Genomic DNA, 25,046 nt, shown 5'->3' on the forward strand with positions numbered 1-25,046 from the left:
CTGGACAGATCCGTATGGAAATTTCTATGTTCGATCGATGAATGAGTGCCCTCACCACTCAGAACCCGTGCTGACGGACGAAGTCCGCGAATCCTTCGCCGGCTGAATCGCCACCGACGAAGGTGGGGACCTCGAGCAGGAACGTGTCGGTGAATCCGTCGCCACCCGGAACCACGACGTCGATCGGGTAGCTGCCACCGAACGCCAGCACGCGCGGTGTCCCTCCCGTGGCGGACGCATTCTGCACTGCCGCGACGATCGCCGCGGTCACGTCCACGCCGTTGATGCGGTACTCCGTGCCGTCGGGCAGCCGTTCCGCACCCGACATGTCCACCCCGACCGTCTCGGACGACAGATGGACGAGGCGATGCTCCGGGACCGTGCCCTCCTTCGGGATGCGGACGAGGTGCATGGTCTCGTCCCTGGTGTCGTCTCCGACCTGGTACCGCACCTGTACCTGCGCGCCGTCCGCGACCGTCTCCGCCCGGGTGACCTCGACGAGTTCAGGCCTCGAATCGACAGACGAGTACACCTCGTCGGCGAGCAGCAGCGCCTCGTCGGCGTCGATGTCGACGTCGAGGTCGGTCATCAACGCCGCCGATCGCGCATCTCCGTCCTCGAGGAGTTCGAAGAAGTTCTCGACCGTGGCTTCTGCCTGCAGGTCGTCGATGCTTGTCGCGATCGGCTGCACCGGCGACGCCGGAGCACACGCGCTCATGGAGGCGGCCAGGCAGAGGGCCCCCGTCCACGCGAGCAGTTTCCGCGCACGGCGGATGCGGGTTTCGTGCATGATCACCTCAGTAGATGACGGCAGCCGGCCAGGTGCCGTTCGGGAAGCCGTAGAGATTGGCCATCCCCTGCTTGAGCGAGTCGGCGGTGCTCTTCGATGCGGTGAAGTTCCGGGCCAGCTGCGCCGTCATGTCCACCGCGAGTTGCGCAAGGTTCGTGCAGACATTCACGATCTTCGGCACGATGTCGAGCCACTTCAGCGGGTCTGCCGAGATGAACTCGGACGCCGCGTCGACCTGGTCGAGCATGTAGGTGATCATCCGCTCACCGAAGTCGATCCACGCGTTGAGGATCTTCTCCGCGTACTCGTTGAGAAAGTCCATCATCGAGTCCGTGTACCCCGCCAGGGTGTCCATCGCGGCCTTCTGCCGTTCCGCGAGGTCACCGTAGCCATCGCCGGGGTCGCCCTTCCACGTGCTGTCCGCGCGCAGGTAGGAACCTTCGATCGTCGTCTTCGAGCCGGTGATCTTCTGTTTGACCGTGATCCATTTGTCGTGCTTCGCGTACATCGCGAACGGATTGCCGGGACTCAGATAGTCGGCGATCGTGGCGACGAACTCGTTGTACTTCTCGATGGCGTCGTTGAGACGTTCCCTGACCTCGTTCATGGTGTTCTTGAACCAGTCGAGGAACTTATCCCAGAGGCTGATGTCGCCCTTCTTGGCGTCGTACGCCTCGTTGCATTCCGTGAGCTTCTGGCCGGTCTCGGCGATGCCGTCGGTGACGTTGCGCACCAGGTCGTCGAACGAACCCTGGTCGGTGGGTGTGATGAACTCCATGTTGTTCCTCTCCGAGGCTCCGGCTCAGCCCTGATCCAGCAACCACTGCGAGTAGCCGTCGGCCGCCTCGTAGTTCCGCTTCGTCTGGACAAGCTTGTCCGACACGGCCTGGAGCGCGATCTTGGCATCGTCGACGAGCGTCGAGATCGTGTCCTGCGCCGTGTTGTAGTTCTCTTCGGCACCGACCATGTGTCCGATTCCGTCCATCTCGAATCGGGCCAGTGCGCACTCCTCGACGATCCCGGCCACTTCGCCGTACGTCGTGGACAGGTCGCTCCACACCTTCGAGTCCGCCTCGAGATCTTCGAGCGCCGCCTCATAGTCTTCGTAACTCATGGTCCTCCGTCGTCGCTATGCGGGTGCAGGGGTGGTCAGTGCGAGGGGTGGGTGCGGGCGCGGACGGATGACACGACCGCCTCGAGCTCCGGCAGGTCACCGAGCACGCGGTCACGCTGATCACGCAGCCAATGGTCCGCTTCCTGGAACAGTCCGACGATCTCGGACGCGAGAGTCTGTTCGGGCGTGAACTGGACGTTGTAGGGGTCGACGTCCAGGGCGCGAGGAGTCCCGCCGACCAGCTCGAGCGTCACGTTTCCCGACGGGCTGCGCAGCTGAATCGACTCGCGCGTCGCTGCTTCGACGGATCGCCGATAGTCGTCGAGTTCGGAGAACGCGGCGAGAAGGTTGCCGAGCCGAGCGCTGAGGGCGGCGCGGCCCTGCGTTCTCGGCGTCTCCACGGTGGGAGCGGTCTCGCCCGCTGAGGCGCGGTGCCCCAGCTCCTCTTCCAGTTCCACCTTCGTCTGATTCCTGGACGCCTCGCTCGCACGGAACAGCCGCAGGATCAGCGGACCGACATCCTCCGCGCGCACCGATCGCCACCACTGCGGCGACAGGCGCAGCAGGTCGAACGCACCGTCGGCCCCGACCGACACCTGTACGAGCCCATCATCGTCGGACACTGTCCAGATCTCGGGGTCCGCCGCGCGCAGGGCTCCCAGACGCTCATGCGTCGAATCGTGATTCGTCATGCCTCACTCCACAAGCTCTTGGTGGACCGCTGTGCGTTCGCGAAGACGTCGTTCGAGTCCCCGGTCCGTCGCTGCACGCGGTCGAGCTCGTCCTGCATCTCCTGCATCAGTGCATTCCAGCGCCCCTGGGCGTGCGCATATGCGCGATGGGCCTCGCCGCTCCACTCACCTGCGAGCCGGTCCAGGCTCGCCTGCAGGTCGCCGAGCAGTCGCGCGATCTCGTCGCGCGCCCCACGGAGCTCACCGACCAGCGCCTCGATCTGCGAGCCGCCGATCTTCATCTCTTCCGACATCTCCCCCGCCTTCCTCCGGTCGCGCGACGCCGCCATCGCTCGTCCACGCGTTCGCAACAGATAGTATCTGGCCTGTCAACTAGAGTGAGTCCGGGCCGGACCCCCGCAACGCCTGCGGCGGGAGAGCATCGCACACGTGGGGGGACACCACCGATATGAGCCAGAGCGGCACCGTGGCAGGAACCGTGCTGCGGATCTCCGTGGTCAGCGACGACCGCAGGCTCGACGTGGGGGTGCCATCGCAGGTCCCCCTGGTCGAGATCATCCCCGGCTTCGCTCGGAGTTTGGGCGTGCTGGATCCGACCCTCACGCACGGCGGATACGCGCTGCAGCGGGCGGATGGCACACCCCTCGACCCCGCTCGCGGCGCCGCGGCCCAGGGCGTGCACGACGGCGAGCTGCTGACCCTGGTGCGCGGCGGGCTCATGCGCGAGCCGCGCATCTACGACGACGTCGTGGAAGCCGTGATCGACGCGACGGCGGAGCAGCACAACTCCTGGACGCCCGCGGACAGCTCCCGCACCGCCCTCTTCGTCAGCCTCACCTTCCTCGCCCTCTGCGCCGTGCTCCTCGTCGCGACGCCGCCGACGTCTCTGCTCCCGGCGATCATCGCGGGATCGGGCGCGGTCGTGCTCAGCGTCGCGGCCGCGGTGCTGATGCGGCTGCGGCAGCCGGAGGCCGGTCATGCGCTCGGACTCACCGCCGCGGCGTACGGCGGGCTCGCGGGCTACCTCGCGGTCCCCGCGCAGAGCATCTGGGGCTGGCCGCTCGCCGCTCTCGGGCTCGGACTCGTCGTCGTCGGAGGCCTCAGCCTGGCCGTCACCCAGGACAAGCCCGAGATCCACCTCGTGCCCATCGCCCTCGGCGCCTCGGTCGGGATCACGGCCACGGCGGCCGCGGTCTTCGGCGATCCGCTCGCCTCGTACGCCCTGATGCTCGCGACCACGGCGCTGCTCGCGAACGGCATCCCCTGGCTGGCCCTGAGCTCCACCCGCATCCGGGTGATCTCGCCGCAGAGTGATGCCGACATGTTCTCCGCGCCGCAGCCCATCGATGCCGAGGAGGTGAAGCGTCGCGCCGCGGCCGGTACCCGCACGCTGATCGCGCTCCGTGCCGCGCTCGGCCTCGCCGCCCTGATCGCGACCCCGCTCGTCGCCGCCAGCGGTGTCACGGGCGCCGTGCTGTGCGTGCTCGCCTTCGTCGGCATGATGTTCCAGTCGCGGCAGATGCACGCACGTCTCGGTGTGCTCGTGCTGATGACGATCGGGGCGATCGGCCTCGCCGCGACCGGCGTGACCGTCGCTCTCGCCCTCCCCGACGTGCGCACCTGGATGCTGCTCATCCTCGTGGTCGCGACCGTGGTCCTCATCGGTCTCACGCTGCTCACGCCGAAGGCCCGCCTCCGCCTCACGCGACTCGGCGACACGGTCGAGGTCGTCGCGCTCGCCCTCCTGCTCCCGCTCGGGGTCATCACGGCGGGGCTCGTCTGACCGATGGCGACCAAGAAGGACCTGATCGAGGCCCAGGGCTTCAGCCGACGACGACTCCTCTCCGCCTTCACCGGCGGCGCCCCCGGCGGCAAGGAGCTCGAACCGGCCAAGCCGCTGCGCGCCGTCATCGCGGGCATCGCCCTCACCGTCGGCGTGATCCTCGTCGGCGTATTCTGGGGCATCATGCAGCCGGGACTCCCCGGTGACTGGCAGAACAACCGCCTCATCGTCGCCACCGACACGGGCGCCCGCTACGTCTCGGTCGAGGGGACGCTGTACCCCGTCATCAACACCGCCAGCGCCCGCCTGCTCATCCCCGCCGGCGAGTTCAAGGTCGTGCGCACGGATCAGGCCGCCCTCGACGGCATCCCGGTCGGCGGTTCGATCGGCATCCTCGGTGCCCCCGACGACCTGCCCACCCCGAGCGCCCTCATCAACACGGCATGGACCGCGTGCATCGACGACGCTGCCGGGACCGCCGTCTCGCTGTCGGGGACGCCGATCGCGGCACCGTCGACGGGCACGGGCGCTGTGGTGCAGCGTGGCGACGAGCTCTTCGTGATCGCCGGCGGCCTGCGATACGCCGTCCCCGCCGACGACGCCAACGCGGTGTTGCGCGCGGTCGGCCTCGGCACCAGCGACGTCATCGAGGTCGACGGGCGCTGGCTCAACCTCTTCGAGAGCGGCGCCGATCTGGAGCCGATCCGACTGAACGCCGTCGGCGCCCAGGTGCCGGGGACCGACCTGACGGCGGGCACGATCGTGCACGTGCAGGGCAGCCCCGCGGACGAGCGCTACGTCGCGCTCGCGACCGGAGAGCTCGCGCGCCTCAGCCCGCTCGCGTACCAGCTCTACCTGCTCGGCAGTGCGCAGGAGGCCGGCACGGACGAGGAAGAGGTGTCGCCGGCGGAAGTGGCCGACGTGCCCACCGTGCCGAACGCCGGTGGCGACGACTGGCCCACGCTTCCGCTGACGCCGCTCGCATCCGACGAGACGCCGTGCGCGGTCCTGGGTGACGACGCCCGCACCGTCCTCGGGTCCACCAGCACCGAGCTGCCGGAAGGTCGCGACCGCGTCGGCGTCACCGTCGGCGGCGGCGCCCTCGTGCAGACGAGCGGCCCGTCGGACGAAGCGGTGGGCATGGCCGTGCTCGTCGACGAGTCCGGCACCGCCTACGCCGTCCCGGGCGCCGTCCTGGACGAGTCGGCCGAAGACGCGGCGAGCGGACCACTCGCACAGCTCGGCTACACCCCGGGCGACGTCGGACGGGTGCCGAGCGCGTGGATCGAGTTCTTCGCCGCCGGGCCGGCGCTGACCACCGAGGCCGCGAGAGAGTCGCCCGGCTCCGGGGCCGACTGATGCGCCGCCGTGCCGCTCTCGCCACCCTCGTGGTGGGCGCAGCCGTGCTGGGGGCGCCCGCCGCCGCGGTGGCCACGCCGGCCGCCCCCGCGACGATCGTGTCGACGGCGACCGGCGCCTGCGAGCCCGGCACCGTCGTCTTCGCCCCCGAGACGCCGTCGGCACTCGCGGCCCTCGGGGCGGAGGACGCGAACCGCCTCGCCACCGGGAAGGGCGTCGTGGTGGCGGTCGTCGACTCCGGAATCGACGCCGGCAACCCGCACCTCGCCGGTGTCGTCGTCGGCGGTGTGAACCTCGTCGGCGACGGGGAACGCGCTGACGGCTTGAGCGATCTGACCGGGCACGGCACGGCCATCGCCGGGCAGATCGCGGCGCAGCCCGTCTCCGGCTCCGGTGTCGTGGGCTTCGCCCCCGACGCGCGCCTGCTGTCCGTGCGCGCGTTCCGCAGCGATTCGCCGCAGGACGTCGACAAGGGGTGGGGCCCGAGCGCCCAGCGCCTCGCCGACGGCATCAACTGGGCGGCCGACAACGGCGCGGACATCATCAACGTCTCGTCGTCACAGGAGACGGACTCGCCTGCGCTGCGCGGGGCGGTAGAGCACGCGGCTGCCGTCGGAGCGCTCGTCGTCGCCAGCGGCGGCAACAGGGCCTCCGACCCCGAGGCGGAAGACGGAGCCCGGTATCCCGCCGCCTACGAACAGGCCCTCGGCGTCAGCGCGGCCGACGCCAACGGCCTCGCGACCGACAGCTCGATCCACGGGCCGCAGGTCGGCGTCACGGCCCCCGGCGCGAATGTCCTCACCGCGGCGACGGGCGGCGGCGACTGCCTGTTCGCCTCCGACGCCCCGGCATCGAGCTTCGCGACTGGCTACGTGAGCGCGGCGGCCGCGCTGGTCGCCCAGGCACACCCGGACGATCCTCCGGCGGGGTGGGCGTATCGACTGACGGCCACGGCACTCCGCGCCGATGCCGACAACCGCGACGACGTGAACGGCTGGGGCTTCATCCGGCCGTCGGCCGCCATCCAGCTCCTCCCCGACCCCACCACGCGCGGGCCCGTCAGCCCCTTCTTCGACACCGCGGAGAGCGCGGTGCGACCCCCGGTCGTGAGCGTCGACCCCGACCACGGCGTGCCGCCCTTCATCCTCACCCGCGAGGTGGCGCTGATCGCCGCGATCGCCGGAGCGACCCTGCTCGGGGTCCTCGGCATCCTCATCGTGCTCCGGCGACGCCGGGAGTCCCCGCCCGACGCGGCGGCCGACGTCGAACGACAGGGCGGCCTCCTCGACCGCCCCGAGCCCGAGGTCTGAGAGTCAGAGGCCGACTCACCGGCCGGCGGCTGCCGCCCGTCGCGCCCTGACGACCGCCCCCACGAGCACCGCACCGGTGATCATGACACCTCCCGCCAACGGGAGCAGGAGCAGCCCGACGGCCGCGCTCTGCTGGTTCTGAACGACCTGACCGTAGACGAAGGCCCCCATGCTGCCCAGCACACCGACGAAGAGCGCCGCCGCGACGAGCCAGAGCAGTGGGGTCATCGCGGTGAGCGTCGTCGACGGCTCCCGGACGAACCGGAAGGCTAAGCCGGCGAAGAGGAACGACACCGCTGCGACGACCAGAGCCACCAGACCCGCGAAGAGGAATCCCGGGTCGGTCCCCGCCGCGACGAGCGAGGGAATCGCGACGATCGTCGTCAGAGCACCGAACACAAGGGCGAACACGCCGGCGACACGTGGCCTCCGCGACGTGCTGCTCGTCGTCGCCGACCGCTTCACACCCTGATCCATCCGTCCGTCCCCTCCCCCGACGTCCCACCCTAGCGAGGACCGCACGGCGCCTCCTTCCTCAGCCGAAGACGACGAAGCCCAGCGCCACGAGAGCGACCACCGACACGATGCTCGCCCCGACGGTCGCAGCGAGGGTGAAGACGCTCCACCGCTGCGCCTGCTTGGCGACGGAGGGCAGCCCGGGCTCCACCACCCGCGTGGGTGCGGCCGCCCCGACGACGACGGGCGGGGCGACGGGGGTGCGGGGTGCCGGTCGGGGCTTGTAGATCGCGGGGGCCGGTGCGCCGTCCGGGGCGGCGAAGGAATCGACCGTGAACCGCGGCCCCGCGGTCTTCGGTGCGATGCCGTCGCCTGCTGCGGCGGCACCCTTCTTCCGCCGCAGGCGTCGAGCCGGGCGCGCGACCGCCACGGTGGCGTCCTCGGGGGCGTCGGCCGCCGGAGGTGCGGACCGATCGACGACCACGGTCGCGTCGTCGATGGCCTCGCCCGCGGCGTCCTCGGGCCGGGCATCGTCCGGCTCATCGGCGACGGTGCCTTCGGGCGCGTCCACTGCGGCATCGTCGGTCCGGTCGGGAGCCGGAGCCGTCTTCGCGCGATCCACCACGATGGTCGCCTCGTCGACGGCGGACGAGGTGTCATCGGCCGCCGGGGGCACCGGGTCGACGGCCGCTTCGGCCCGCCGGCGATCCCGCCGCGTCAGGATGACGGTCTCCTCGACCTCATCGTCGCTCATCGCGCTCGCACCGGGACCGTCGTGCCGTCGAGCATCGAGTCGGTGAGCGCGGACACCGCGGCCCGTCCGCCCGCCGCGTCGTCGGGACGGGGCCGCGCGCCGCCGGAGATGACGTCGATCACGAGGACCGAGACGTTGTCGCGTCCGCCGCCCTGCAGCGCGCGGCGCACCAGAGCCGCCGCCGCTGTCTCGGGACGGCCGTTCATGGTCAGCGTCGCACGGATGGCTTCGTCGCTGACCTCGCCGGTGAGCCCGTCGGAGCACAGCAGGAGCCGCTCACCGTCGACGACGGGGAGGAGCCAGCTGTCCGCGGTGCTGTCCGGAGCGCCGACCGCCCGCGTGATGACGTTGCGGCGCGAGAACGAGGCGAGGTCTTCGGGGCGGAGCTCCCCGGCATCGACGAGCTCCTGCCCGAGGGAGTGGTCGATCGTGAGCTGCGCCAGCTCGGTGCCGTGGTGCCGGTAGACCCGGGAGTCCCCGACGTTGAAGACGAGCCAGTGCGGCGCGCCCTCGTGCTCCACGAGGGCCACACCCGTCACGGTGCTGCCTGCGCCGCGCTTGTGCGCGGCGGCGATCGCCTCGACCACGGCCGTGGCACGGCTCAGAGCGTCGCTGATGTCGCCGACGTCGACCGCTCGCCCCCGCAACGGCTCGAAGGCGGCGACGACGGCTGCACTGGCGCGGTCACCGGCGTCGTGACCGCCCATGCCGTCGGCGACCAGGAAGACCGGGCGTGCGTCGAGCACCGCATCCTCGTTGGCCGTCCGCGTGAGCCCGGTGTCGGTCAGCGCTGCGACCCGGAGGACGACGGATTCCACGGTCACGAATCGCGCTCCGCGACGACGTGCATGCCCACTTCGCCCAGGATGAACCGGCCGGTGCCGACCACGCTCTCCCCGGCGTCCAGGAGGGTCTCCGAGCCGTCGTCCGCGACTACCACGACGCCGTTGGTGGCGTGCAGGTCGGTCAGTCGCCACTCGTCCTCCTGCACCACCAGGCGGGCGTGAGTCTTCGACAGCGTGCGCGTGGTGTCCGGGATGGCCAGCCGCTGCTCGCCCGGCTCGCCTGTGGGGTTTCGGCCGATCACGACGCTCGCACCGGACAGCGAGAACCGGCGACCGTCGTCCAGCACAAGGACCCGCCGCACGCCGCGCTTGCGGGCGACCACCACCGTGGCGTCGAGGTCGTCGTCGGTCGGGCGCGGTGTCACCACGGTCTTGTCGACGTCGGGGACCAGACCGCCCGGGACCGCGAGCGCCTCTGTCGCGGGGGCAGGCGCCGGCGCGCTCTGCTCCGCCGCGGGTGCCGCAGCCGTCATCGACGGAACAGGGCGGATCGTGGGCATCTGCGGGGCCTCGGGCTGACCGCCGTCGCGGAACGAGGGCGGCACGGGTCGGACGACACGGTTCGCCTCCGGAGCCGGCGCGGGGGCAGCGGGCTCCTCGCTCGGCGGCGAGTCCACGGAGGGAGCAGGGGCCGGCGCGGGCTGCGGGGCGGCCGGCGGTACGTCGCCCATCGCGGCCATGATGCCGGTCGTCGGCTGCGCGGGAGCGGAGGGCGTCGGTTGTGCGGCCGGGGACGGTGGTGTCGGAGCCACCGCGGGCGGAAGCACGGGCGCCGCCGGCGGAACCGGGGCAGCAGGCGGAATCGAGGCAGTCGGCGGAACGGGCGCAGCCGGCGGAACGGGAGCAGCCGCGGGCGACGGCGCGGGCGGCGCCGGTGGTGCGAACGACGGAGACGGCGTCGAGGACGACGGAGCCGGCGGCGCGGCAGGCGGAGCGAACACCGGCGGCGCGAACGACCTCGGTGCCGCGGGCTCGCCCTGCGGCGCACCCGCGGTCGGCGGGGCACCCGGGGGTGGGGTCGGAGCGACCGCGGGCGGCGCGGCGTAGTCCGGGAAGATCAGCGACGGCGCCTCCGGCGATCCGTTCCCCGCCGGAGCGAGGGAGGGGATCGTGTACCCCGAAGCGTCGCGCGCGGGAGCCGCGGAAGGCGGAGCACTACGGCGCGGACCCGGCTGGAGCGCCGCGAGTCGGTCCCCCTCCGGATAGGGCGCCGGGCCCCACGCGAGGATGGTCGCCCACACGGGCGGCAGGAGGATGGCGAGGACCGTCATCCCCGCGCCCCGTCCGAACCGCCGGTTGATGCGATGCGTGGCGACGACCTTGAGGTAGATGCCGTAGAGCTGCACGAGCGGGATGAAGTAGAAGACCACCGACCAGGCGGGCACTCCCCCGCGGGCGAGGATCTCGGCCTCGTTGAGGACGGGCACCCATCCCTTCCACCCTTCCCCGTCGATGCGGGGGAACAGGCGCGAGAGCGCCAGGGCGTACCAGACGTAGACGGCCAGGCCGACGAGCAGGCCGAGTCCGACGATGATGGCGAGCATCGTGGCCGGACCGGAGTCCGCGGGCGCGGTCATGAGTCCCCCTTCTTCCGGTCATCCAGTGAACCGGTCCCTCCGAGCGTACCGAGCGTGGGTCGCGCGCCGAAGCCGGGGAGGCGCAGAGAGAGCGCCCTCGCGACGAAAGACGTCGGCCGCACACGTGTGCGCAGGCGCTGCCACCGCGTCCCCGCCTTCGCCAGTTCCGTCCGCTCCGCATCCACGATCGTCCACGCGGCCGTCGCGTCGTCGGGAGTCGGCGGGTGCTCGGCGAAGACGGCGCGGTCCACGAGAGCGGCCAGCCGCTGCGCGGCCGCACGACCGCTCGACTGTGCGCGCTGCGTCCGGGTGCCGTGCGCGACCATGGGGACGTCGTGGTCGGCGTACACGTCGGCGAGCTCCTCCCAGGCGCCGGCGAGCCGGACTTCGGGGTCCGGGGCCGTGCGGCGCGCGTGTGCACGTCGGCTCTTCGCGACGAGGAGCACGAGCAACGGCAGGGCCAGCAGGAGCAGGGCGAGCAGCCCCAGTCCGACGCCCTTGAGGATCGGCAGCAGGAAGGCGAGGACCTCCGAGCCCGGCTCCTCCAGCGGGGGCGCGTCGTTGTTCGCGTCGCTCTGCGCCTGCGGCGGGTCCAGTGCCTCGGACCGCGGCTGCTCCGGAACGGTCGGGTGCTCCGGCAGCTGCTCTCCCTCGGTGATGGCGCTCGGCAGCATCGCGTACTGCGGCGTCGCATCGACCGGGATCCACTCGTCGCCCGACGCACGCACCTCGACCCAGGCGCTCATGTTCGCGCCGGTGCAGACCTCGGTGCAGGCCGGGATCCCCGGGACCTCCTCCGCCGTCGCGAGTCGTGCGCCCAGCACCACACGGGATTCGAGACCCCAGTGCTGCGCGAGGAGCGCCGCGGCCACGGAGAACTGCTCGTCGTCACCGACCGCCGACACGAGCAGCTCGGGGTCGGCGTCGGGACCGGCCCGCCGCTCCTGCTCCGTCAGCTCGGTGAACAGCTCCTCGATGCGCGCGGCCGAGTGTCCGGCGTAGCTGGGCGCGAACGCGTATCCCTCAGACGCCTGGAGCGCCGCGATCCACCCCGCAGCGGAGGCGTCCTCGAGCAGCGCGTGGCTCAGGTAGCCCCGCGACCGGAGGCGATCGATCAGCTCGAGGTAGCCGGCGCCGGTGCGCGGCTGCTCCTGCATCTCCGCCCACTCGACGAGCGCGGGGTATCGATCGGCGTCGAGGGTCGACCGGCCGCCCTGGAGGGCCGTGATGTCGCCGGGCTTCTCCGGCGCATCGATCAGCACGGAGTAGCGGTCACCGGGCACGAGGCCCTCCCCGCCACCGGGCGCATCGGCGACGGTGATCGCGGTGTCGCCGTCGGCGTTCACATGGAAGCCGTCGGCGAGCGCATCGGCACGCTCCCCGGAGAATCCGGGCGCCTCCGCGAGTCCGGCGGGTGCCGGCACCCAGATCCCGCGGTAGGCGTCGCCGATCGTCACCTCCAGCGTCACCCGGCCGGAGCCCGGGAGGGCGGAGCGCGGCAGACGACTGAAGCGGTCGTCGGCGTCGATGTGGAAGTCCTCGCCGTCGTACGCGTCGAGGGTCACCAGGCGGAGGCGGTCCACGGCGCCGGGGTCGCCCTCCAGCTGCACCACGGGCGTGTCCAGCGTGTCGCCGGAGAACCAGGACCGGTAGGAGCTGAGCGGACTCGGCTGTTCCTGCACCACGACCATGGGTTCGATCTCGTCGCGGAGCACGGAGCGGTCGGACCAGCCGGCCGCGGCGGGGGCGATCGCGAAGCCCGCGGCCAGGGCGACCACGGCCAGCCCCGCCGAGAGGAGGTGGCGGCGCACGGTGAGCCAGGCGGGGGTCGCGCGACGGGAGATGTTCGCCGCCGCCACGCTGCGCAGCGCGGCGGCGCGCTGCAGGCGCGTGCGCCCGACGAGCCAGACCAGCGACACCACGAAGACCGCCACCCCGACCAGCCATTCGCGCGGCGCGGGGAGCTCGATTCCCGCCACCGTCACGGGAGAGGACGTCCCGCTCACACCGAAGGCGATGCCGAAGACGCTCATCGCCACCACCACCGGGACGGCCGCCGCCGCCCGCTTGCCCCCGCCCCAGACGAGCAGCGTGGCGACGAATGAGCCGAACAGCATCACCACGAGGAAGGGGATGAGGACTGCCTGGTACTCCCCCAGCGGCGGATTCAGCGTGAGCATCTGCTTCCAGCCCAGCACGACCCCGAGCACCGCATCCCGCACACCGCCGAGGAACGCGGGCACGGAGGTCAGGGCGGAGGGGATCGCGAGGGGCACCGCGACGAGCAGGTACACGCCGGCCGCGGCGACCGCGGCGAGCAGCGTTCCCCAGCGCAGGACGCGCGCGACGACGGCGACGGCGATGCCGAGGAGGCCGCCGATGATCCCGACGGCGAGGGCTCGGGACGACTCGTAGACGGGCCAGGCGGCCGCCGTGGCGAGGAGCACACCGGCCAGCACGTATCCCAGAGACCAGAGCAGGAGCGCCGACGGCACGAACCCCCGTCCGGATCGCGCGCGTCCGCGCTTCGGCCCGGCCGCGCTCACCGCAGCGCTCCGCGGGCGAGCATCTGGGGGAGGTCGCCCAGCGCACCGAGGGTCATCACCGCGAGCTCCCTGGCCGTCCGCATCGTCGGCTGCGCGCCGAGCTCACTGCGCACCGCGACGGCCTCCACGGCTGCCGGGAGCTTCACCGCCGCGTGACGCAGGCGCTCGATCGGCAAGAGGGACCCGGTGAGCAGGAACCCGATCGAGAGGTCGGGGTACGACTGCGCCGTGAGAGCGGTGACGGCCTCGAGCCTCATCACCCGCGCCGTCTGATCGATCGTGGAGGTCGCGTCGAGGAGACCCTTGGGGGTGACCGTGGGCAGCGTACGGATCGACAGCACCTCGGCGCGGCCGTGTTCCGGGATCTCGTTGCTCACCGAGAACAGCACGTCCCTGCCGTCCCGCACACCCTGCAGCGCCAGCGAGGCGGCCGCGCTGACGGTGTTCTCGAACTCGTCGTCGTCGGCGTACGACTCCGGGTCGAGATCCAGGATGACGGCGATGCGCGCGTGCCGGGACTCCTCGTACTGCCGCACCATGAGGGTGCCCGTCTTCGCCGTGGACTTCCAGTGGATGTGGCGCGGCGAGTCGCCGACGACGTACTCGCGCACCGCGTGGAAGGAGAGGTCCGCGTCCACCAGAGTGGTGCTCGGCGTGCCCTCGAGGTCGCGGATCAGTCCCGCGCTGGTGCTGGGGAGCCGCACGGTCACCGGGTGCACGTGGATGCGCTGCACGTCCGGCCACCGGAGCTCGCGGCGGAGGATGCCGATCGGGTCGCCGCGGGTGATGGTCATGGGGCCCACGTCGATGACGCCGCGGCGGTGCGCGGCGATGGTCAGCTCTTCCCGATGATGCGCCCCCGGCCGCAGCAGCGGGACGTGCGCCTCGACGAGGCCCTCGCCCACCGGCACGTCCACGACACCGGGGAGCGAGAGGCGCTCGCCGTTGTTGCGGACGTCCAGGGTCGCGCCGATCTCGGCGCCCGCGACGACGCGGTCGCGATCGAGCACGAGATCGATCCGGTAGTCATGGGCACCGAGGATGAACGGGACGCAGGCCACCAGCAGCACGAGCGCGATCGTGGCCACCGCCCAGGCCTCCACCCAGCCGAACAGCAGCCCGGCGAGCACACCGAGCACCACCGCGACGGCCACGAGCATGCCCGCCGTGGTCACCGTCTCGCGGACCCAGCCGACGGTGGCCCTGGTCGCGCGGCCCACGGAGCGGGCGACGCGACGCGCGCCGAAGACCGCGCCGCGCACGGGACCGCGGCGCGTGCGGTCGTAACGCGTGACGGTGGACGTCCGCGTCGACGTGCTCGTGCCCGCGGTCGTCCGCGTCAGGCGGGATTCGGTGCTGAAGGTCACGCAGTGCCGTTCTCGCGCGGGGGCTCGACGTCGAGGAGGATCTGCCCGACGACGGCCACGGCCGTCACCCCGTCGAACTCGGCCTCCGGCTCGAGGACCAGGCGGTGCGCGAGGGCGACGACGGCGAGTTCGCGCACGTCGTCGGGGGTGACGAACGTGCGTCCGTTCTTGGCCGCCCACGTCATCACCAGGCGGGACAGCGCGAGGGCGCCGCGCACACTGGCACCGAGACGGACCTCGGACGCCCGGCGCGTGGCATCGACGATGCGCATGATGTAGTCCGACACCAGCGGGTTCACGTACACGCCGCGCGACATCTCCGCCATCGTGAGGATCGTGTCGGTGTCCACGATGCCGTCGAGCACCGTCTTCGGGCGACCGGCGCCCTGCAGGATGCGCATGGTCGCCGCCTCGTCCGGGTATCCGATGGAGGTCTTGATCATGAAGCGGTCGAGCTGCGCCTCGGGGAGCCGGTAGGTGCCGCCCTGCTCGATGGGGTTCTGCGTCGCCATCACGAGGAACGGGGAGCCGACCGCACGGGTGACGCCGTCGACCGTGACCGTGCCCTCCTCCATGACCTCCAGCAGCGCGGACTGGGTCTTCGGACTCGCCCGGTTGATCTCGTCGGCGAGCACGATGTTCGCGAAGACGGGCCCCGCGTGGAACTCGAACGTGCCCTCCTTCTGGTCGTACACCGTGATGCCGGTCACATCACCCGGGAGGAGGTCGGGCGTGAACTGGATGCGGCTGCTCGTTCCGTTGACCGTCTGGGCGACGGCCCTGGCGAGCGCCGTCTTCCCGGTTCCGGGGTAGTCCTCCAGGAGGACGTGGCCTCCGCTGACGGCGGTCGCGAGCACGAGCTCGACCACGTGCCGCTTGCCGAGGATCGCCTGCTCGACATTGCCGGTCAGGATCGAGAACGTCTCGGCGAACCAGGAGGCCTGTTCGGGGGCGAGGGTGACGGGGGCGGCTGCGGTGGCTGGCATAGGGAAAGAGTATTCGTGTCGGGACGCTCGGCGATCAGGGGCACAGGCCCGTGACGCGATGCGTGATGGGGGTCAGGGTGGCGAAGGCGCCGGTCCACGTGAGCTTCACGTCGAAGGTGCCGGGGGTGTCGACCAGGGGCGTCACCTCGAGGATGTACGAGCCGCGTGCCGCGCCGGACACCGTCACGACATCACCCTCGACGACGGGCATGCAGGGCTGGAACACGGCGTTGACGACGGTCGGTGCGGTCGTCGCGGTGATGTTCACCTCTCCGGAGCAGGAGCCGGTCTGCGTGGCATGGCAGGCGCGTGCGCGGACCTGACCCGGGGACGAATCCGGGGTGAGCGCGAAGTCGCCGACCCACTGCCCGTAGAGGTAGTACTGCGGCACGAAGCCGTTCTCCACGTCGATGCGCGGCGCCGAGGCCAGGCCGTAGTCGTAGCGGTTCCCGTCGCGCCGCGGGTCCTTCGCGACCGTGTAGGTGGTGTCGCCACCGGGGCCGTCGACGAACGTGAACGTGAAGACGCTCGCGGGGGACGACTCCGCCACACCGTAGCCGTTCGACGCGCACGCCTTGACGTAGTACAGCTGGTACGGCCGCAACCCCTGCAGAGAGGGGGACTCGGAGCGCACCTCTCCGCCGGAGACCGACAGCGAGCCGTCCCCGTTCGCGGTGCAGCTGACGTTGCCCGACCGCCACGCCACGTAGGTGACCTGGACGCCCTTGGCGCTGCCGTTGGCCTGCGCGGCGATGCCGGAGACGTTCACCGCCGTGTTGGAGACCGCGGTCGCCTGTGTCGCCGCCGGGTCGAAGTACACGGAGCCGGCGACCGTCACGGACGTGCGGAAGCCACCACCCTCGTTCCCGCCGCCGGTCGGCGGCTGGAACTGGCTGATCGGAACGATCGTGAGGGTCTGCGCTCCCGGCGACAGCGCGATGTCGGCGGTGGTGGTCGCCCCCGTGCGGTTGATGACCTCGCCCGTCTCCTCGATCCGGAACGAGACGGCGTCGTCGGCGGCGTCGATCGAGACCCTGACCGCCCCGCGCCCGCGGTCCGAGACACCCGGTCGATACTCCGGCGTGGCCGTCGCGTTCGCGACGACCGGAGCCGCGTAGGCCCAGCTCGTGTGCGGCGAGGTGGACGCCGAGGTGCCGACGGCGTTGACCGCGGCCGCCGTGAAGGTGTGCGGGGCGCCGTTGGTCAGACCGCTGACCGTGCAGCGGTACACGGCACCGGCCGGACTGCAGGAGGCGTTGGCTGCGGCCCCGTCCTGAAGGATGGTCACGCCGGACACCCCGGGGTGGGCGCGCCGCGCCTCCCCGAGCGGCACCTCCAGCACGACGGTCGAGCGGGTGAAGCCCACGGTGGTCACGCTCGCCGGCGCCTGCGGGAAGCCCTGCAGGTCGAGCGTGAGGGTTCCCGTGCCGGTCCGCCCCTGGGCGTCGGCCACGACGAACGGGATCACGCACTGTCCTCCCGGAGCCTGGCCGCCGCGGGGCCAGCTCGCCGTGATCGTCTTGGTGCCGGTCGTCGAGATGGAGGCGACGTCGCAGCGCGCGCCTGCCCCGAGCGACATGAGCCGCAAGCCGGAGCCCGGCTTGCCGTCGAAGGGGTCGTACTCGCCGGCCACGTCGACGACGTCGATCGAGCAGTTGGCGCTGGTGACGACGCACTGCTTCGTGAAGGTGGCCCCCCGTGGAGCGTCGGGCGGGGCCGCGCCGACGACCAGGCGCACGGAGGCCGACGGCTGACCGTACTGCGGCACCGTCACGCTGACGTTCTCGGTGTTGCCGGGTCGTGCATCGGCGCGCGCCTCGATCGTCAGCTTCGCCCCGCTCTGCGTGACGACGAACGCCGACCCCGAGTACACGATCCGGTACTCGAGGGAGCCCGCGTTGCCCTCGCGTCCGCCTTCCCAGGCGGCCATGTTGGCGTAGAGGTCGACGCTCTCGGTGGCCCCTGGGGCGATCGTGTGCGAGATCGAGGAGAGCAGCAGCTGGGGCTCCGAGGGACGGATGCTGACCGGCACGTCGACGAAGGACCAGCGCTTCTGACCTTCCAGGCGCACCGGGATCAGGCAGGTGTCCGACCATGGCGCCTCGCGACCGGCGCGGTACTCCGCCTTGCGCGGACCGTCGGCCGCGCACGACGCTGCGGCCCGCTGAGCAGTGAAGGCGCCGGAGCCGATCTCCACGGCATCCGACGACGGCAGATCGAGGTAGTCCTGCACCGCGAACGACACGGACGCGTCCTCGTCGACGACGACCGGTGTCGCGCCGGGGACGAGCTGGACCTGCATATCGTCGAACGCCGGGATCCGCAGGAAGCCGTAGGCGGCCACGTCCCGTCCGCCCGCGGCGGTGCCGGTGAGCTGGAAGGGGACCAGCGCGCCCTCCTTCGGCGCCTCCCCGATGATCCGGTTGCCCCGCACCGTGTATCCGGACTGTTCACCCCACAGGCTCAGGCGCAGGGACGAGACGTCGCCGGACGGCCACCGCACCCGGTCCGTCACGACATCGACACCGCCGTCCGCGAGATCGTCACGGTCGCGCGCCGTGAGCACGGTGTCCGCGATGACCGGCTGATCGGCGACCGTGCCCTCGGTGACGGTCAACACGATGAGGCCCTGCGCCGTGCTCCCGGTCCGCGTCGATCTCACGGTGTAGAAGTACGAGTTCGTCCCCGCCGTCTCCCCGGCGCGCAGCACGACGCGGCCGTCCTTCAGGGAGGTGTCCGAATCGATCAGCGCATTCAGCCGGTCGTACAGCGGATTGCCCTTGACCGGGGGCGCGTTCGGCACGAGCGCGGTGATCTCGAGCTCGCTCTGCGCCGGGTCGAGGTCGTTCGAGCGCGGGTCCAGCACGACCGGTGTGCGGGATCCTGCCTCGACGCGGACGTAATCGCTGAACGTCACCGGAGCGGCGTCGTCGACATCCGCGTCGAGGACGCCGATGCGGACAGCGCCGCTGCCCTCCTCGCCCTGCGGATCGCGCACGGTGTAGCGGAACGACACCTGTCCGCCGTCCACTCCGCCGGCCGGCGCCCGGTACACGATCGCCTCGCCGTTCGCCGAGATGGTCGCCGTGCCGCCGCCCTTCTTCGGCTGATCGACGCCGGAGAGGACCACGCGGTCCCCGTCGCCGTCCATCCCGGTCGTGGGCACGGGGACGGTGACCGTCTGGCCGCTGAGGACGCGACCGGTGAGGGTGATCGGTGTGGGAGCGCGGTTGGTTCCGGGCGGGACGACCGTGACCGTCACGACGCCGTCGTCGGACAGCGACGGGTTCCGTTCGAGCGAGACCGAATACATCAGCCGGTAGGTGCCGGGCGTCTTCGGTGCCAGGTAACGCAGAGCGTTGCGGTCGGCGAACACGAGCTCGTCCGGCTCGCCGGATCCCGTCACCTCCGGGAGCACGAGGAGCGGCTCCCCGCGTGGCGCGACGTCGTTCGCGGCGACCTCGATGCGCGTGAGCGAACCGGCGCGCACCGTCACCGCGTCCGGGAAGACGATCGGGCGGGTGACGGTGGACGGCGGGGTGAGGAACACGCTCACCGTGCCCTGCACCGCCCCGCCTGCGCCATCCGCGACCGTGACGGTGGCCGTGCCGATCAGACCGGGCTCTCCGTCCTCGGTCGTGCCGTTCACCCGCAGGCTCTCGTTGCCGACCACGCGCACGTTGAGCTGCGGTGTGGAGCTCACGGCGTCGGACAGCAGCAGCACGCGTCCGCTGGTGTTCTGCACGGCGCGGAGCACATCGACGGTCGTGTCCTCACCCTCGCGCACGAACGCGGTCAGGGGTGCCATGGCGAGCGCCGCGGAGCCGTCGACCGCCGTGATGCGGATGACGGCGGACTGCTCGGCTTGGGTCGTGACGTCCTGCACGGTGTAGGTCACCACGTACTGGCCCGGCTTCGCCGCGGTCAGCTCCACGGTGCCCGCGGCCGCGTTCGGGGTGACCTCGAAGCCCTGAGCGGTCGCGGCGGTCTGGACGGCGTCCAGGAGGCGATACGACCCGGAGCCTCCGGACAGGTGATCAGAGATCCGGATGGACTGCCGCTCGCCGACGCGCGCGGTCACCGCGACAGCCGATGCCTGGAGCGCGGGACTGCCGCTGACCTGGACCTCGAGGGTCTTCTCCGCGGTCGCGCCGTGCACGTCCTGCACCACGACCGTGATCGGGATCACGGCGTCCGCGGCGTTCGGATCGGTGTGCCGGATCGCGACCCGGCCGTCGTCCGTCGGCGCCACCATCACCGGCGCCGAGGAGTCCGTCTCGTAGGCGTCGCTCAGGATGAACGCATCGCCCTCGGGGTCCACCCAGCCGGAGAGCGCCGAGACGATCGTGCTGCCGCCGGCCAGGATCTGCGGCGCGGGCCAGTCCTGCGTGCAGGCCTCGACGCCACACCAGACCGGGGCCGAGTTGACGCCGGGATCAACGACCGTCAGCGTCACGGTCGCCGGCGGCGAGACGGCCGCGCCGTCCGTCACGGCGTAGGTGAAGCTCGCCTGGCCGGAGCCCGCCTTCACATCGACGACCAGGGACTGCCCGTTCGCCACGAGCGCGAGGTCCCCGAACGCAGGGTCGCTGAGTCCTGCCGAGACCGACTCGGGGTCGATCGTCAGGACGTCCTTCTTGTTCGGATCGTGATCGTTCAGCAGGACGGGCAGGATGACCTGCTCCCCCGCGCGCACGCCGAACGCGTCGTCGACCGCGACCGGCGGCAGCTGCTCCGCCACGTCCTCGACGACGATGGTGCCCTCCTGCTGCTCCGTGTCGTCCTCGATCTTCCACTGCTCGAGCGGGATCAGCACGCCGTCCGGAGCGGTCCAGATGAGCCCCGTCCCGGTCTCGACGAGCACCGCGCGGTCGCCGTTCCCCTGGAAGACCGGCTCGATGGCGGCCGCGTCGAGCGTCTCGTCAGGGACCTGCAGCGGGGTGGTCTCCCCCGCGCTCCAGAGCGTCCCGCCGCCGCTGTCGAGCCAGGCCGCGTAGGTCTCCCCGCGGACGGAGACCGGTGCGGCGGGGACGCCGGACGCCTCCGCCACGCGATCGGACTCGCCGGACGAGAGGTCAACGGACACGAGGCCGTCGGAATCGGCGACGAGCACCGCATCGCCCTCGGCGGCCCCGCGCTGCAGGCGTGCGTCCTCGGCGACGTCCAGGGCGACGACCTCATCACGTCCGGAGAGCCACAGCTCCCCCGACCCCGGCTGCAGCATCGCCCAGCGCTCGCCGACGACCGCGATCGCCAGACCCTCACCCGCCTCGGGCGCATCGGCCACCGGAGACTCATCCCCGAGGAAGCGGTGCTCGTCGATGTCGAAACGGCGGACAGCTCCCTCGTCCGCGGAGTAGAGGACGAGCAGGCCGTCCGGGGAGAGCCCGATCGCGTCGGCGGTGTAGGTCGGCGGGTCCTCCCCCTCCTCGACCTCGACCTCCGCGAACGGGTCGACGAGGGCTGTCCCCGCCCCGGCGGCCAGGGTCGACACGGACACCTGCCCGGTGTCGGTCCGGTAGGCCACGTAGACCCCGGCGGAGAGCACGTCGCGCGTCCCGGCGGGCGTCGGCTGCGAGGCGAGCGGCGTGCCCTCCTCCGAGCTGTCGGCGAGCAGATCGGAGGGGCTGGCCGCATCGACGTCCCACCGCTGCCGGTTCCCCTGGGCGAAGAGCACCGTACTGGAGCCGCTCTGCCACACCGCCTCGGGGTCGTCGACGTCGCGGACCGTGTCGATCTCGGCGAGCTCGGTGTTGACGCGGGCGTACTGTCCGCTGTCGCGCATGACCCAGACGGCCGGCTCGAGGCGCGGCACCTCCTGGGACTGATACCCCTGCGCCGTCACCGCGAGTGCCACGACGACCGCGAGCGCGAGGATCCCCGAGATCAGCGCGATCAGCCTGCCCCGGGGTGGGGTCGTGGCATCGGCGCCGGTGCGGTTGCCTGCCGCCATCAGAGGATCCCCGTGAGGAACAGGGCCGCGGTGCCGATCCCCGCGATGGCGGCCGCGCCGATCACCGCGCCGACGATGCCGACGACCAGGGGCGACCGGGTCCGGCCGCGCGTGCTCGCCGGGACGTCGTCCCGCTCGCGGGGTGCCACCTGCGGACGGGCCGCACGCGCGGCCCTCCGGGAGTCGGGCGCGACCGTGGTGATGACGGGACCGCGGACGGTCGCGTCCGAGAAGTTCACCGGAGCAGCCGCCGCCCACTCCGCCGACGCCGCCTCGAAGGCCGTCGGCGAGATGCCGAGCTCGTACTGCGCCCAGCGCAGCTTCTCCGCGAACTCCGCCATGCTCGCCGGCCGCTTCGCCGGGTCGCGATGCATGGCGCTCGCGAAGAGGTCGTCGATGATCGGCGGGATGCCGGGGACGGGCACGGCCGTGTACCGCGCCTTGATGATGCGGTCCGTGAGCTGATCGCGCGAGTTCGAGCCGCGGTCGGCGCGTTCGAACGGGCTGCGGCCGGCGAGCAGCGTGTAGAGCGTCGCGCCGAGGCTCCAGACCTCGCTGGGGATGGACCCGGACACGCGCTCCTGGAGGACCTCGGGGGAGCTCCAGGGCACGGACATCGCGATGGTCTCGCCCTCACCCTCCTCGATGACGGCGGCTGCGATGCCGAAGTCGGCCAGCACGGGCGCGCCGAGTGAGTTGATGAGCACGTTCGACGGCTTGATGTCGCGGTGCAGCAGCCCGGCCCTGTGCACGGTCTCCAGCGCGCCGGCCATGCGCACGCCGATGTCGAGCACCTCGGCGAGCGGGAGCGGGGCCTTCTTGTACCGCGCGCTCATCGTGTCGGGGCAGTACTCCATCGCGAAGTACGGCCGCCCGTCCGCCGAGATGGACGCCTGGTAGATCGTGACGATCGACGGGTGGGCGCTCAGTCGCGCCGAGATGTCGGCTTCCACGTTGAAGGTCTGCAGCACCTCGGGGTTCACGGCATCCGCGAGCAGGACCTTGACGGCGACGACGCGGCGCGGCATGTCCTGTTCGTAGAGGAACACGTCGGCGAACCCGCCGGACCCGAGTGGACGCACGTAGCTGTACCCCGCCAGCGTCGGCGGTGTCGCGGCCATGCGCGTTGCCACTCCTGCTCCTCACGGTCTGATGGGAGACCGCGCGCCTGCAGCCACCCGGCGTCGTGCGCCGGGAGATCCCCCGATGTGCCGAGTATATCGGGCGAGGGACCGTGGCCCCGCGCTCTTTTCCGTCGAGACGTCAGGCCTTCCAGCACCCCTCGATGTGGTCGTCCACCATGCCCGCCGACTGCATGAGGGCGTACATCGTCGTCGGGCCGACGAAGCGGAACCCGCGCCGGCGCAGCTCCGTGCTCAGTGCGGTCGACTCCGGTGTGACGGCGGGGACCTCGGAGAACGACCGTGGCCGCGTTCCGGTCGCCGGCGGGGCGAACGACCACATCAGCGCATCGAGCTCGCCGTCGGCCATCGACTGCACGATCCGAGCGTTGCCGATCGTCGCGAGGATCTTGGCGCGGTTGCGGATGATGCCGGTGTCGGCCATCAGCCGTTCCACGTCGGCGTCGTCGAACGCCGCCACCGCCTCCGGCACGAAGCCCGCGAACACCTCCCGGAACCGCGGACGCTTGCGGAGGATCGTGATCCACGACAGTCCCGCCTGGAAACCCTCCAGCGCCATCTTCTCGAACAGCGCCCGGTCCCCGTGCAGCGGCGTTCCCCACTCCTCGTCGTGGTACCGGCGGTATTCTGCGTCGTCGCCGACCCACGCGCAGCGCGCACGGGAGTCCGGCCCCAGGAGGAGGGAGGTCATCCCCTCACCGTATCCGCCCCCACCGACGCCCTCCCGCCCCGTCCCGCATCCCGTCGTGCGAGTTCAATTCCGCCCCTCCCCCCGGCTCCCCCGGCCCGTTCCCCATCCCGCCACGACGCACTCCTCCAACGCGGGATCGAAAAGGGCCCTTCGATGCAGATCCGCGGCACCTATCCCATCCCGCACCCGCAGCTCCGACGCGAGATCGAAACAGACCCTCCAACACGGAACTCCGGCACCTTTCCCATCCCGCCATGCCGCGCACCTCCGACGCGAGATCAAAACAGACCCTCCGACACGGAACTCCGGCACCTTTCCCCTCCCACACCGACCGCGGAGGCAGCGGACCGAGGTCCTCCGAGAGGGATCAGGAAGACGCCTCCGCCGCGCCGGACGGAACGGGCCGGACGGAAAGACAGGACCGCTCCAGGGCGGCTCGGACAGGAGCGGGCTCAAAGAGGTGCCTCGCGAGCGCACCAGAGGTGCGCTTTTGATCTCGCACCGGACGGGAGCGGGACCAAGACCGGAGCGAGAGCGAGAGCGGGACGGAAATCACGCCTCGCGAGGGTAACGGGGGTGCGCTTTCGATCCGGCACCGGGTGAGGCGGGGACGGACCCGGGACCGGGCGGGGTCAGTCGGCGAAGGTGGCGGCGTCGATGACGAAGCGGTAGCGGACGTCGGACGCGAGGACCCGCTCGTACGCCTCATTGATCGCCGACGCGGGAATGACCTCGATCTGCGCGGTGATGCCGTGCTCCGCGCAGAAGTCGAGCATCTCCTGGGTCTCCCTGATGCCACCGATGTTCGAGCCGGCGATGGAGCGTCGTCCGGCGATCAGCGACCCCGCGTTCAGGGCGAGGGCCTCCGCCGGAGCACCCACGCACACGATGGTGCCGTCCACGTCGAGCAGCCCGAGGTAGGAGCGGAGGTCGATGACGGCGCTCACGGTGTTGAGGATCACGTCGAAGGAGCCGCGCAGGTCACGGAAGGTCTCCCGGTCGCTCGTCGCGAAGTAGCGGTCGGCGCCGAGGCGGAGGCCGTCGTCCTGCTTCGAGAGCGTCTGCGACAGCACGGTCACCTCCGCGCCGAGGGCGTGTGCGATCTGAACCCCCATGTGACCGAGGCCGCCGAGTCCGACCACCGCGACGCGCGTGCCGGGGCCGACCTTCCAATGCCGCAGCGGCGAGTACGTGGTGATGCCCGCGCACAGCAGCGGAGCCGCCGCGTCCAGGGGCAGGGCGTCCGGGATGCGCAGCACGAAGTCCTCGGTGACGACGACCTGCTGCGAGTAGCCGCCCTGGGTGATCGTCCCGTCGCGGTCGACCGCCCCGTAGGTGCCGACGGCGCCCTGCGTGCAGAACTGCTCGTCGCCGCGGAGGCAGTACACGCACTCCCGGCACGAGTTCACGAGGCAGCCGACGCCGACGCGGTCGCCGAGGGCGTGCTTCGTGACCTCGGCGCCCACCGCGGCGACCGTTCCGGTGATCTCGTGTCCCGGGGCGAGCGGGTACTGCTGCGGACCCCAGTCGCCGCGCACGGTGTGGATGTCGGAGTGGCAGATGCCGGCGAAGGCGATGTCGATGAGGATGTCGTGCGGGCCGAGCTCTCGACGCTCGATGACGGTCTTCTCGAGCGGGGCGGCTTCGGCGGGGGCGGCGTAGGCGGTGACGGTCGACATGA

19 protein-coding genes are annotated in these 25,046 nt (G+C 71.6%); 3 read left to right on the forward strand and 16 right to left on the reverse strand.

Annotated elements, in window-relative coordinates; all coding sequences use genetic code 11:
• Positions 1-58: 58 nt before the first annotated feature.
• The 5 genes from M4D53_RS06305 to M4D53_RS06325 are packed head-to-tail and all read right to left on the reverse strand — an operon-like array spanning position 59 to position 2,889.
• Positions 59-790: a hypothetical protein gene (locus tag M4D53_RS06305; RefSeq protein WP_259952754.1), complete on the reverse strand. Its 732-nt coding sequence runs from the start codon at positions 788-790 to the stop codon at positions 59-61.
• A gap of 7 nt (positions 791-797) precedes the next feature.
• A complete protein-coding gene (locus M4D53_RS06310) occupies positions 798-1,568 on the reverse strand; it encodes a hypothetical protein (RefSeq protein WP_187663159.1) in 771 nt (256 codons plus the stop codon).
• A gap of 24 nt (positions 1,569-1,592) precedes the next feature.
• Positions 1,593-1,904, reverse strand: coding sequence for a hypothetical protein (locus M4D53_RS06315; protein WP_187663158.1), 312 nt, complete (start codon positions 1,902-1,904; stop codon positions 1,593-1,595).
• A 35-nt stretch (positions 1,905-1,939) separates the two neighbouring features.
• Positions 1,940-2,596 carry a hypothetical protein gene (locus M4D53_RS06320; protein WP_259952757.1) on the reverse strand — a complete coding sequence of 219 codons (657 nt, stop codon included), beginning with the start codon at positions 2,594-2,596 and terminating at the stop codon, positions 1,940-1,942.
• Positions 2,593-2,889: a WXG100 family type VII secretion target gene (locus M4D53_RS06325; RefSeq protein ID WP_259952759.1), complete on the reverse strand. Its 297-nt coding sequence runs from the start codon at positions 2,887-2,889 to the stop codon at positions 2,593-2,595. The genes M4D53_RS06320 and M4D53_RS06325 overlap by 4 nt, the downstream gene beginning before the upstream one ends.
• A 155-nt stretch (positions 2,890-3,044) precedes the next feature.
• On the opposite strand from M4D53_RS06325, the gene eccD reads away from it, so the two are divergent.
• Genes eccD through M4D53_RS06340 form a run of 3 tightly spaced genes read left to right on the forward strand, consistent with a single transcriptional unit; the run spans position 3,045 to position 7,048 of the window.
• The gene (eccD, locus tag M4D53_RS06330) at positions 3,045-4,379 is read left to right on the forward strand and encodes a type VII secretion integral membrane protein EccD (RefSeq protein WP_259952760.1); all 1,335 of its coding nucleotides are present in this window, start codon (positions 3,045-3,047) and stop codon (positions 4,377-4,379) included.
• A 3-nt stretch (positions 4,380-4,382) separates the two neighbouring features.
• On the forward strand, positions 4,383-5,738 hold the full coding sequence (gene eccB / locus M4D53_RS06335; RefSeq protein ID WP_259952763.1) for a type VII secretion protein EccB: 1,356 nt from the start codon (positions 4,383-4,385) through the stop codon (positions 5,736-5,738).
• Positions 5,738-7,048: a S8 family serine peptidase gene (locus tag M4D53_RS06340; RefSeq protein WP_259952764.1), complete on the forward strand. Its 1,311-nt coding sequence runs from the start codon at positions 5,738-5,740 to the stop codon at positions 7,046-7,048. The genes eccB and M4D53_RS06340 overlap by 1 nt, the downstream gene beginning before the upstream one ends.
• Before the next feature lie 15 nt (positions 7,049-7,063).
• Here M4D53_RS06340 and M4D53_RS06345 read toward each other — a convergent pair whose 3' ends face one another.
• The 11 genes from M4D53_RS06345 to M4D53_RS06395 form a co-directional block, all read right to left on the reverse strand.
• Complete coding sequence (locus tag M4D53_RS06345; RefSeq protein WP_259952766.1) at positions 7,064-7,525, reverse strand: hypothetical protein; 462 nt, start codon at positions 7,523-7,525, stop codon at positions 7,064-7,066.
• 58 nt (positions 7,526-7,583) lie between these two features.
• Positions 7,584-8,258: a hypothetical protein gene (locus tag M4D53_RS06350; protein ID WP_259952767.1), complete on the reverse strand. Its 675-nt coding sequence runs from the start codon at positions 8,256-8,258 to the stop codon at positions 7,584-7,586.
• The gene (locus tag M4D53_RS06355) at positions 8,255-9,082 is read right to left on the reverse strand and encodes a PP2C family protein-serine/threonine phosphatase (RefSeq protein WP_259952769.1); all 828 of its coding nucleotides are present in this window, start codon (positions 9,080-9,082) and stop codon (positions 8,255-8,257) included. The genes M4D53_RS06350 and M4D53_RS06355 overlap by 4 nt, the downstream gene beginning before the upstream one ends.
• Positions 9,079-10,680, reverse strand: a complete 1,602-nt coding sequence (locus M4D53_RS06360) for a DUF5684 domain-containing protein (protein WP_187663149.1) — start codon at positions 10,678-10,680, stop codon at positions 9,079-9,081. The genes M4D53_RS06355 and M4D53_RS06360 overlap by 4 nt, the downstream gene beginning before the upstream one ends.
• Entirely contained in the window at positions 10,677-13,226 is a 2,550-nt protein-coding gene (locus tag M4D53_RS06365; protein WP_259952770.1) for a transglutaminase domain-containing protein, read from the reverse strand. The genes M4D53_RS06360 and M4D53_RS06365 overlap by 4 nt, the downstream gene beginning before the upstream one ends.
• Entirely contained in the window at positions 13,223-14,593 is a 1,371-nt protein-coding gene (locus tag M4D53_RS06370) for a DUF58 domain-containing protein (RefSeq protein WP_259952771.1), read from the reverse strand. Before M4D53_RS06370 ends, M4D53_RS06365 begins: the two co-directional genes overlap by 4 nt.
• Positions 14,590-15,579 carry an AAA family ATPase gene (locus M4D53_RS06375; protein WP_187663146.1) on the reverse strand — a complete coding sequence of 330 codons (990 nt, stop codon included), beginning with the start codon at positions 15,577-15,579 and terminating at the stop codon, positions 14,590-14,592. The genes M4D53_RS06370 and M4D53_RS06375 overlap by 4 nt, the downstream gene beginning before the upstream one ends.
• A gap of 34 nt (positions 15,580-15,613) precedes the next feature.
• Complete coding sequence (locus M4D53_RS06380) at positions 15,614-21,532, reverse strand: Ig-like domain-containing protein (RefSeq protein ID WP_259952773.1); 5,919 nt, start codon at positions 21,530-21,532, stop codon at positions 15,614-15,616.
• Positions 21,532-22,665, reverse strand: coding sequence for a serine/threonine-protein kinase (locus M4D53_RS06385; RefSeq protein ID WP_232089163.1), 1,134 nt, complete (start codon positions 22,663-22,665; stop codon positions 21,532-21,534). The genes M4D53_RS06380 and M4D53_RS06385 overlap by 1 nt, the downstream gene beginning before the upstream one ends.
• Before the next feature lie 130 nt (positions 22,666-22,795).
• The gene (locus M4D53_RS06390; protein ID WP_259952775.1) at positions 22,796-23,365 is read right to left on the reverse strand and encodes a DNA-3-methyladenine glycosylase I; all 570 of its coding nucleotides are present in this window, start codon (positions 23,363-23,365) and stop codon (positions 22,796-22,798) included.
• 632 nt (positions 23,366-23,997) lie between these two features.
• Complete coding sequence (locus tag M4D53_RS06395) at positions 23,998-25,044, reverse strand: NAD(P)-dependent alcohol dehydrogenase (RefSeq protein WP_259952776.1); 1,047 nt, start codon at positions 25,042-25,044, stop codon at positions 23,998-24,000.
• Positions 25,045-25,046 lie beyond the last annotated feature (2 nt).

The organism is Microbacterium meiriae (assembly GCF_025143875.1).
Taxonomy (GTDB): domain Bacteria; phylum Actinomycetota; class Actinomycetes; order Actinomycetales; family Microbacteriaceae; genus Microbacterium; species Microbacterium meiriae.

What these genes read in the sequence shown, in the direction of transcription:
- M4D53_RS06350 (WP_259952767.1), bottom strand. Translation starts at nt 8,258, where the DNA reads ATGAGCGACGATGAGGTCGAGGAGACCGTCATCCTGACGCGGCGGGAT.
- M4D53_RS06305 (WP_259952754.1), bottom strand. Translation starts at nt 790, where the DNA reads ATGCACGAAACCCGCATCCGCCGTGCGCGGAAACTGCTCGCGTGGACG.
- M4D53_RS06360 (WP_187663149.1), bottom strand. Translation starts at nt 10,680, where the DNA reads ATGACCGCGCCCGCGGACTCCGGTCCGGCCACGATGCTCGCCATCATC.
- eccD (WP_259952760.1), top strand. Translation starts at nt 3,045, where the DNA reads ATGAGCCAGAGCGGCACCGTGGCAGGAACCGTGCTGCGGATCTCCGTG.
- M4D53_RS06340 (WP_259952764.1), top strand. Translation starts at nt 5,738, where the DNA reads ATGCGCCGCCGTGCCGCTCTCGCCACCCTCGTGGTGGGCGCAGCCGTG.
- M4D53_RS06390 (WP_259952775.1), bottom strand. Translation starts at nt 23,365, where the DNA reads ATGACCTCCCTCCTCCTGGGGCCGGACTCCCGTGCGCGCTGCGCGTGG.
- M4D53_RS06325 (WP_259952759.1), bottom strand. Translation starts at nt 2,889, where the DNA reads ATGTCGGAAGAGATGAAGATCGGCGGCTCGCAGATCGAGGCGCTGGTC.
- M4D53_RS06395 (WP_259952776.1), bottom strand. Translation starts at nt 25,044, where the DNA reads ATGTCGACCGTCACCGCCTACGCCGCCCCCGCCGAAGCCGCCCCGCTC.
- M4D53_RS06380 (WP_259952773.1), bottom strand. Translation starts at nt 21,532, where the DNA reads ATGGCGGCAGGCAACCGCACCGGCGCCGATGCCACGACCCCACCCCGG.
- M4D53_RS06345 (WP_259952766.1), bottom strand. Translation starts at nt 7,525, where the DNA reads ATGGATCAGGGTGTGAAGCGGTCGGCGACGACGAGCAGCACGTCGCGG.
- M4D53_RS06315 (WP_187663158.1), bottom strand. Translation starts at nt 1,904, where the DNA reads ATGAGTTACGAAGACTATGAGGCGGCGCTCGAAGATCTCGAGGCGGAC.
- M4D53_RS06310 (WP_187663159.1), bottom strand. Translation starts at nt 1,568, where the DNA reads ATGGAGTTCATCACACCCACCGACCAGGGTTCGTTCGACGACCTGGTG.
- M4D53_RS06320 (WP_259952757.1), bottom strand. Translation starts at nt 2,596, where the DNA reads ATGACGAATCACGATTCGACGCATGAGCGTCTGGGAGCCCTGCGCGCG.
- M4D53_RS06375 (WP_187663146.1), bottom strand. Translation starts at nt 15,579, where the DNA reads ATGCCAGCCACCGCAGCCGCCCCCGTCACCCTCGCCCCCGAACAGGCC.
- eccB (WP_259952763.1), top strand. Translation starts at nt 4,383, where the DNA reads ATGGCGACCAAGAAGGACCTGATCGAGGCCCAGGGCTTCAGCCGACGA.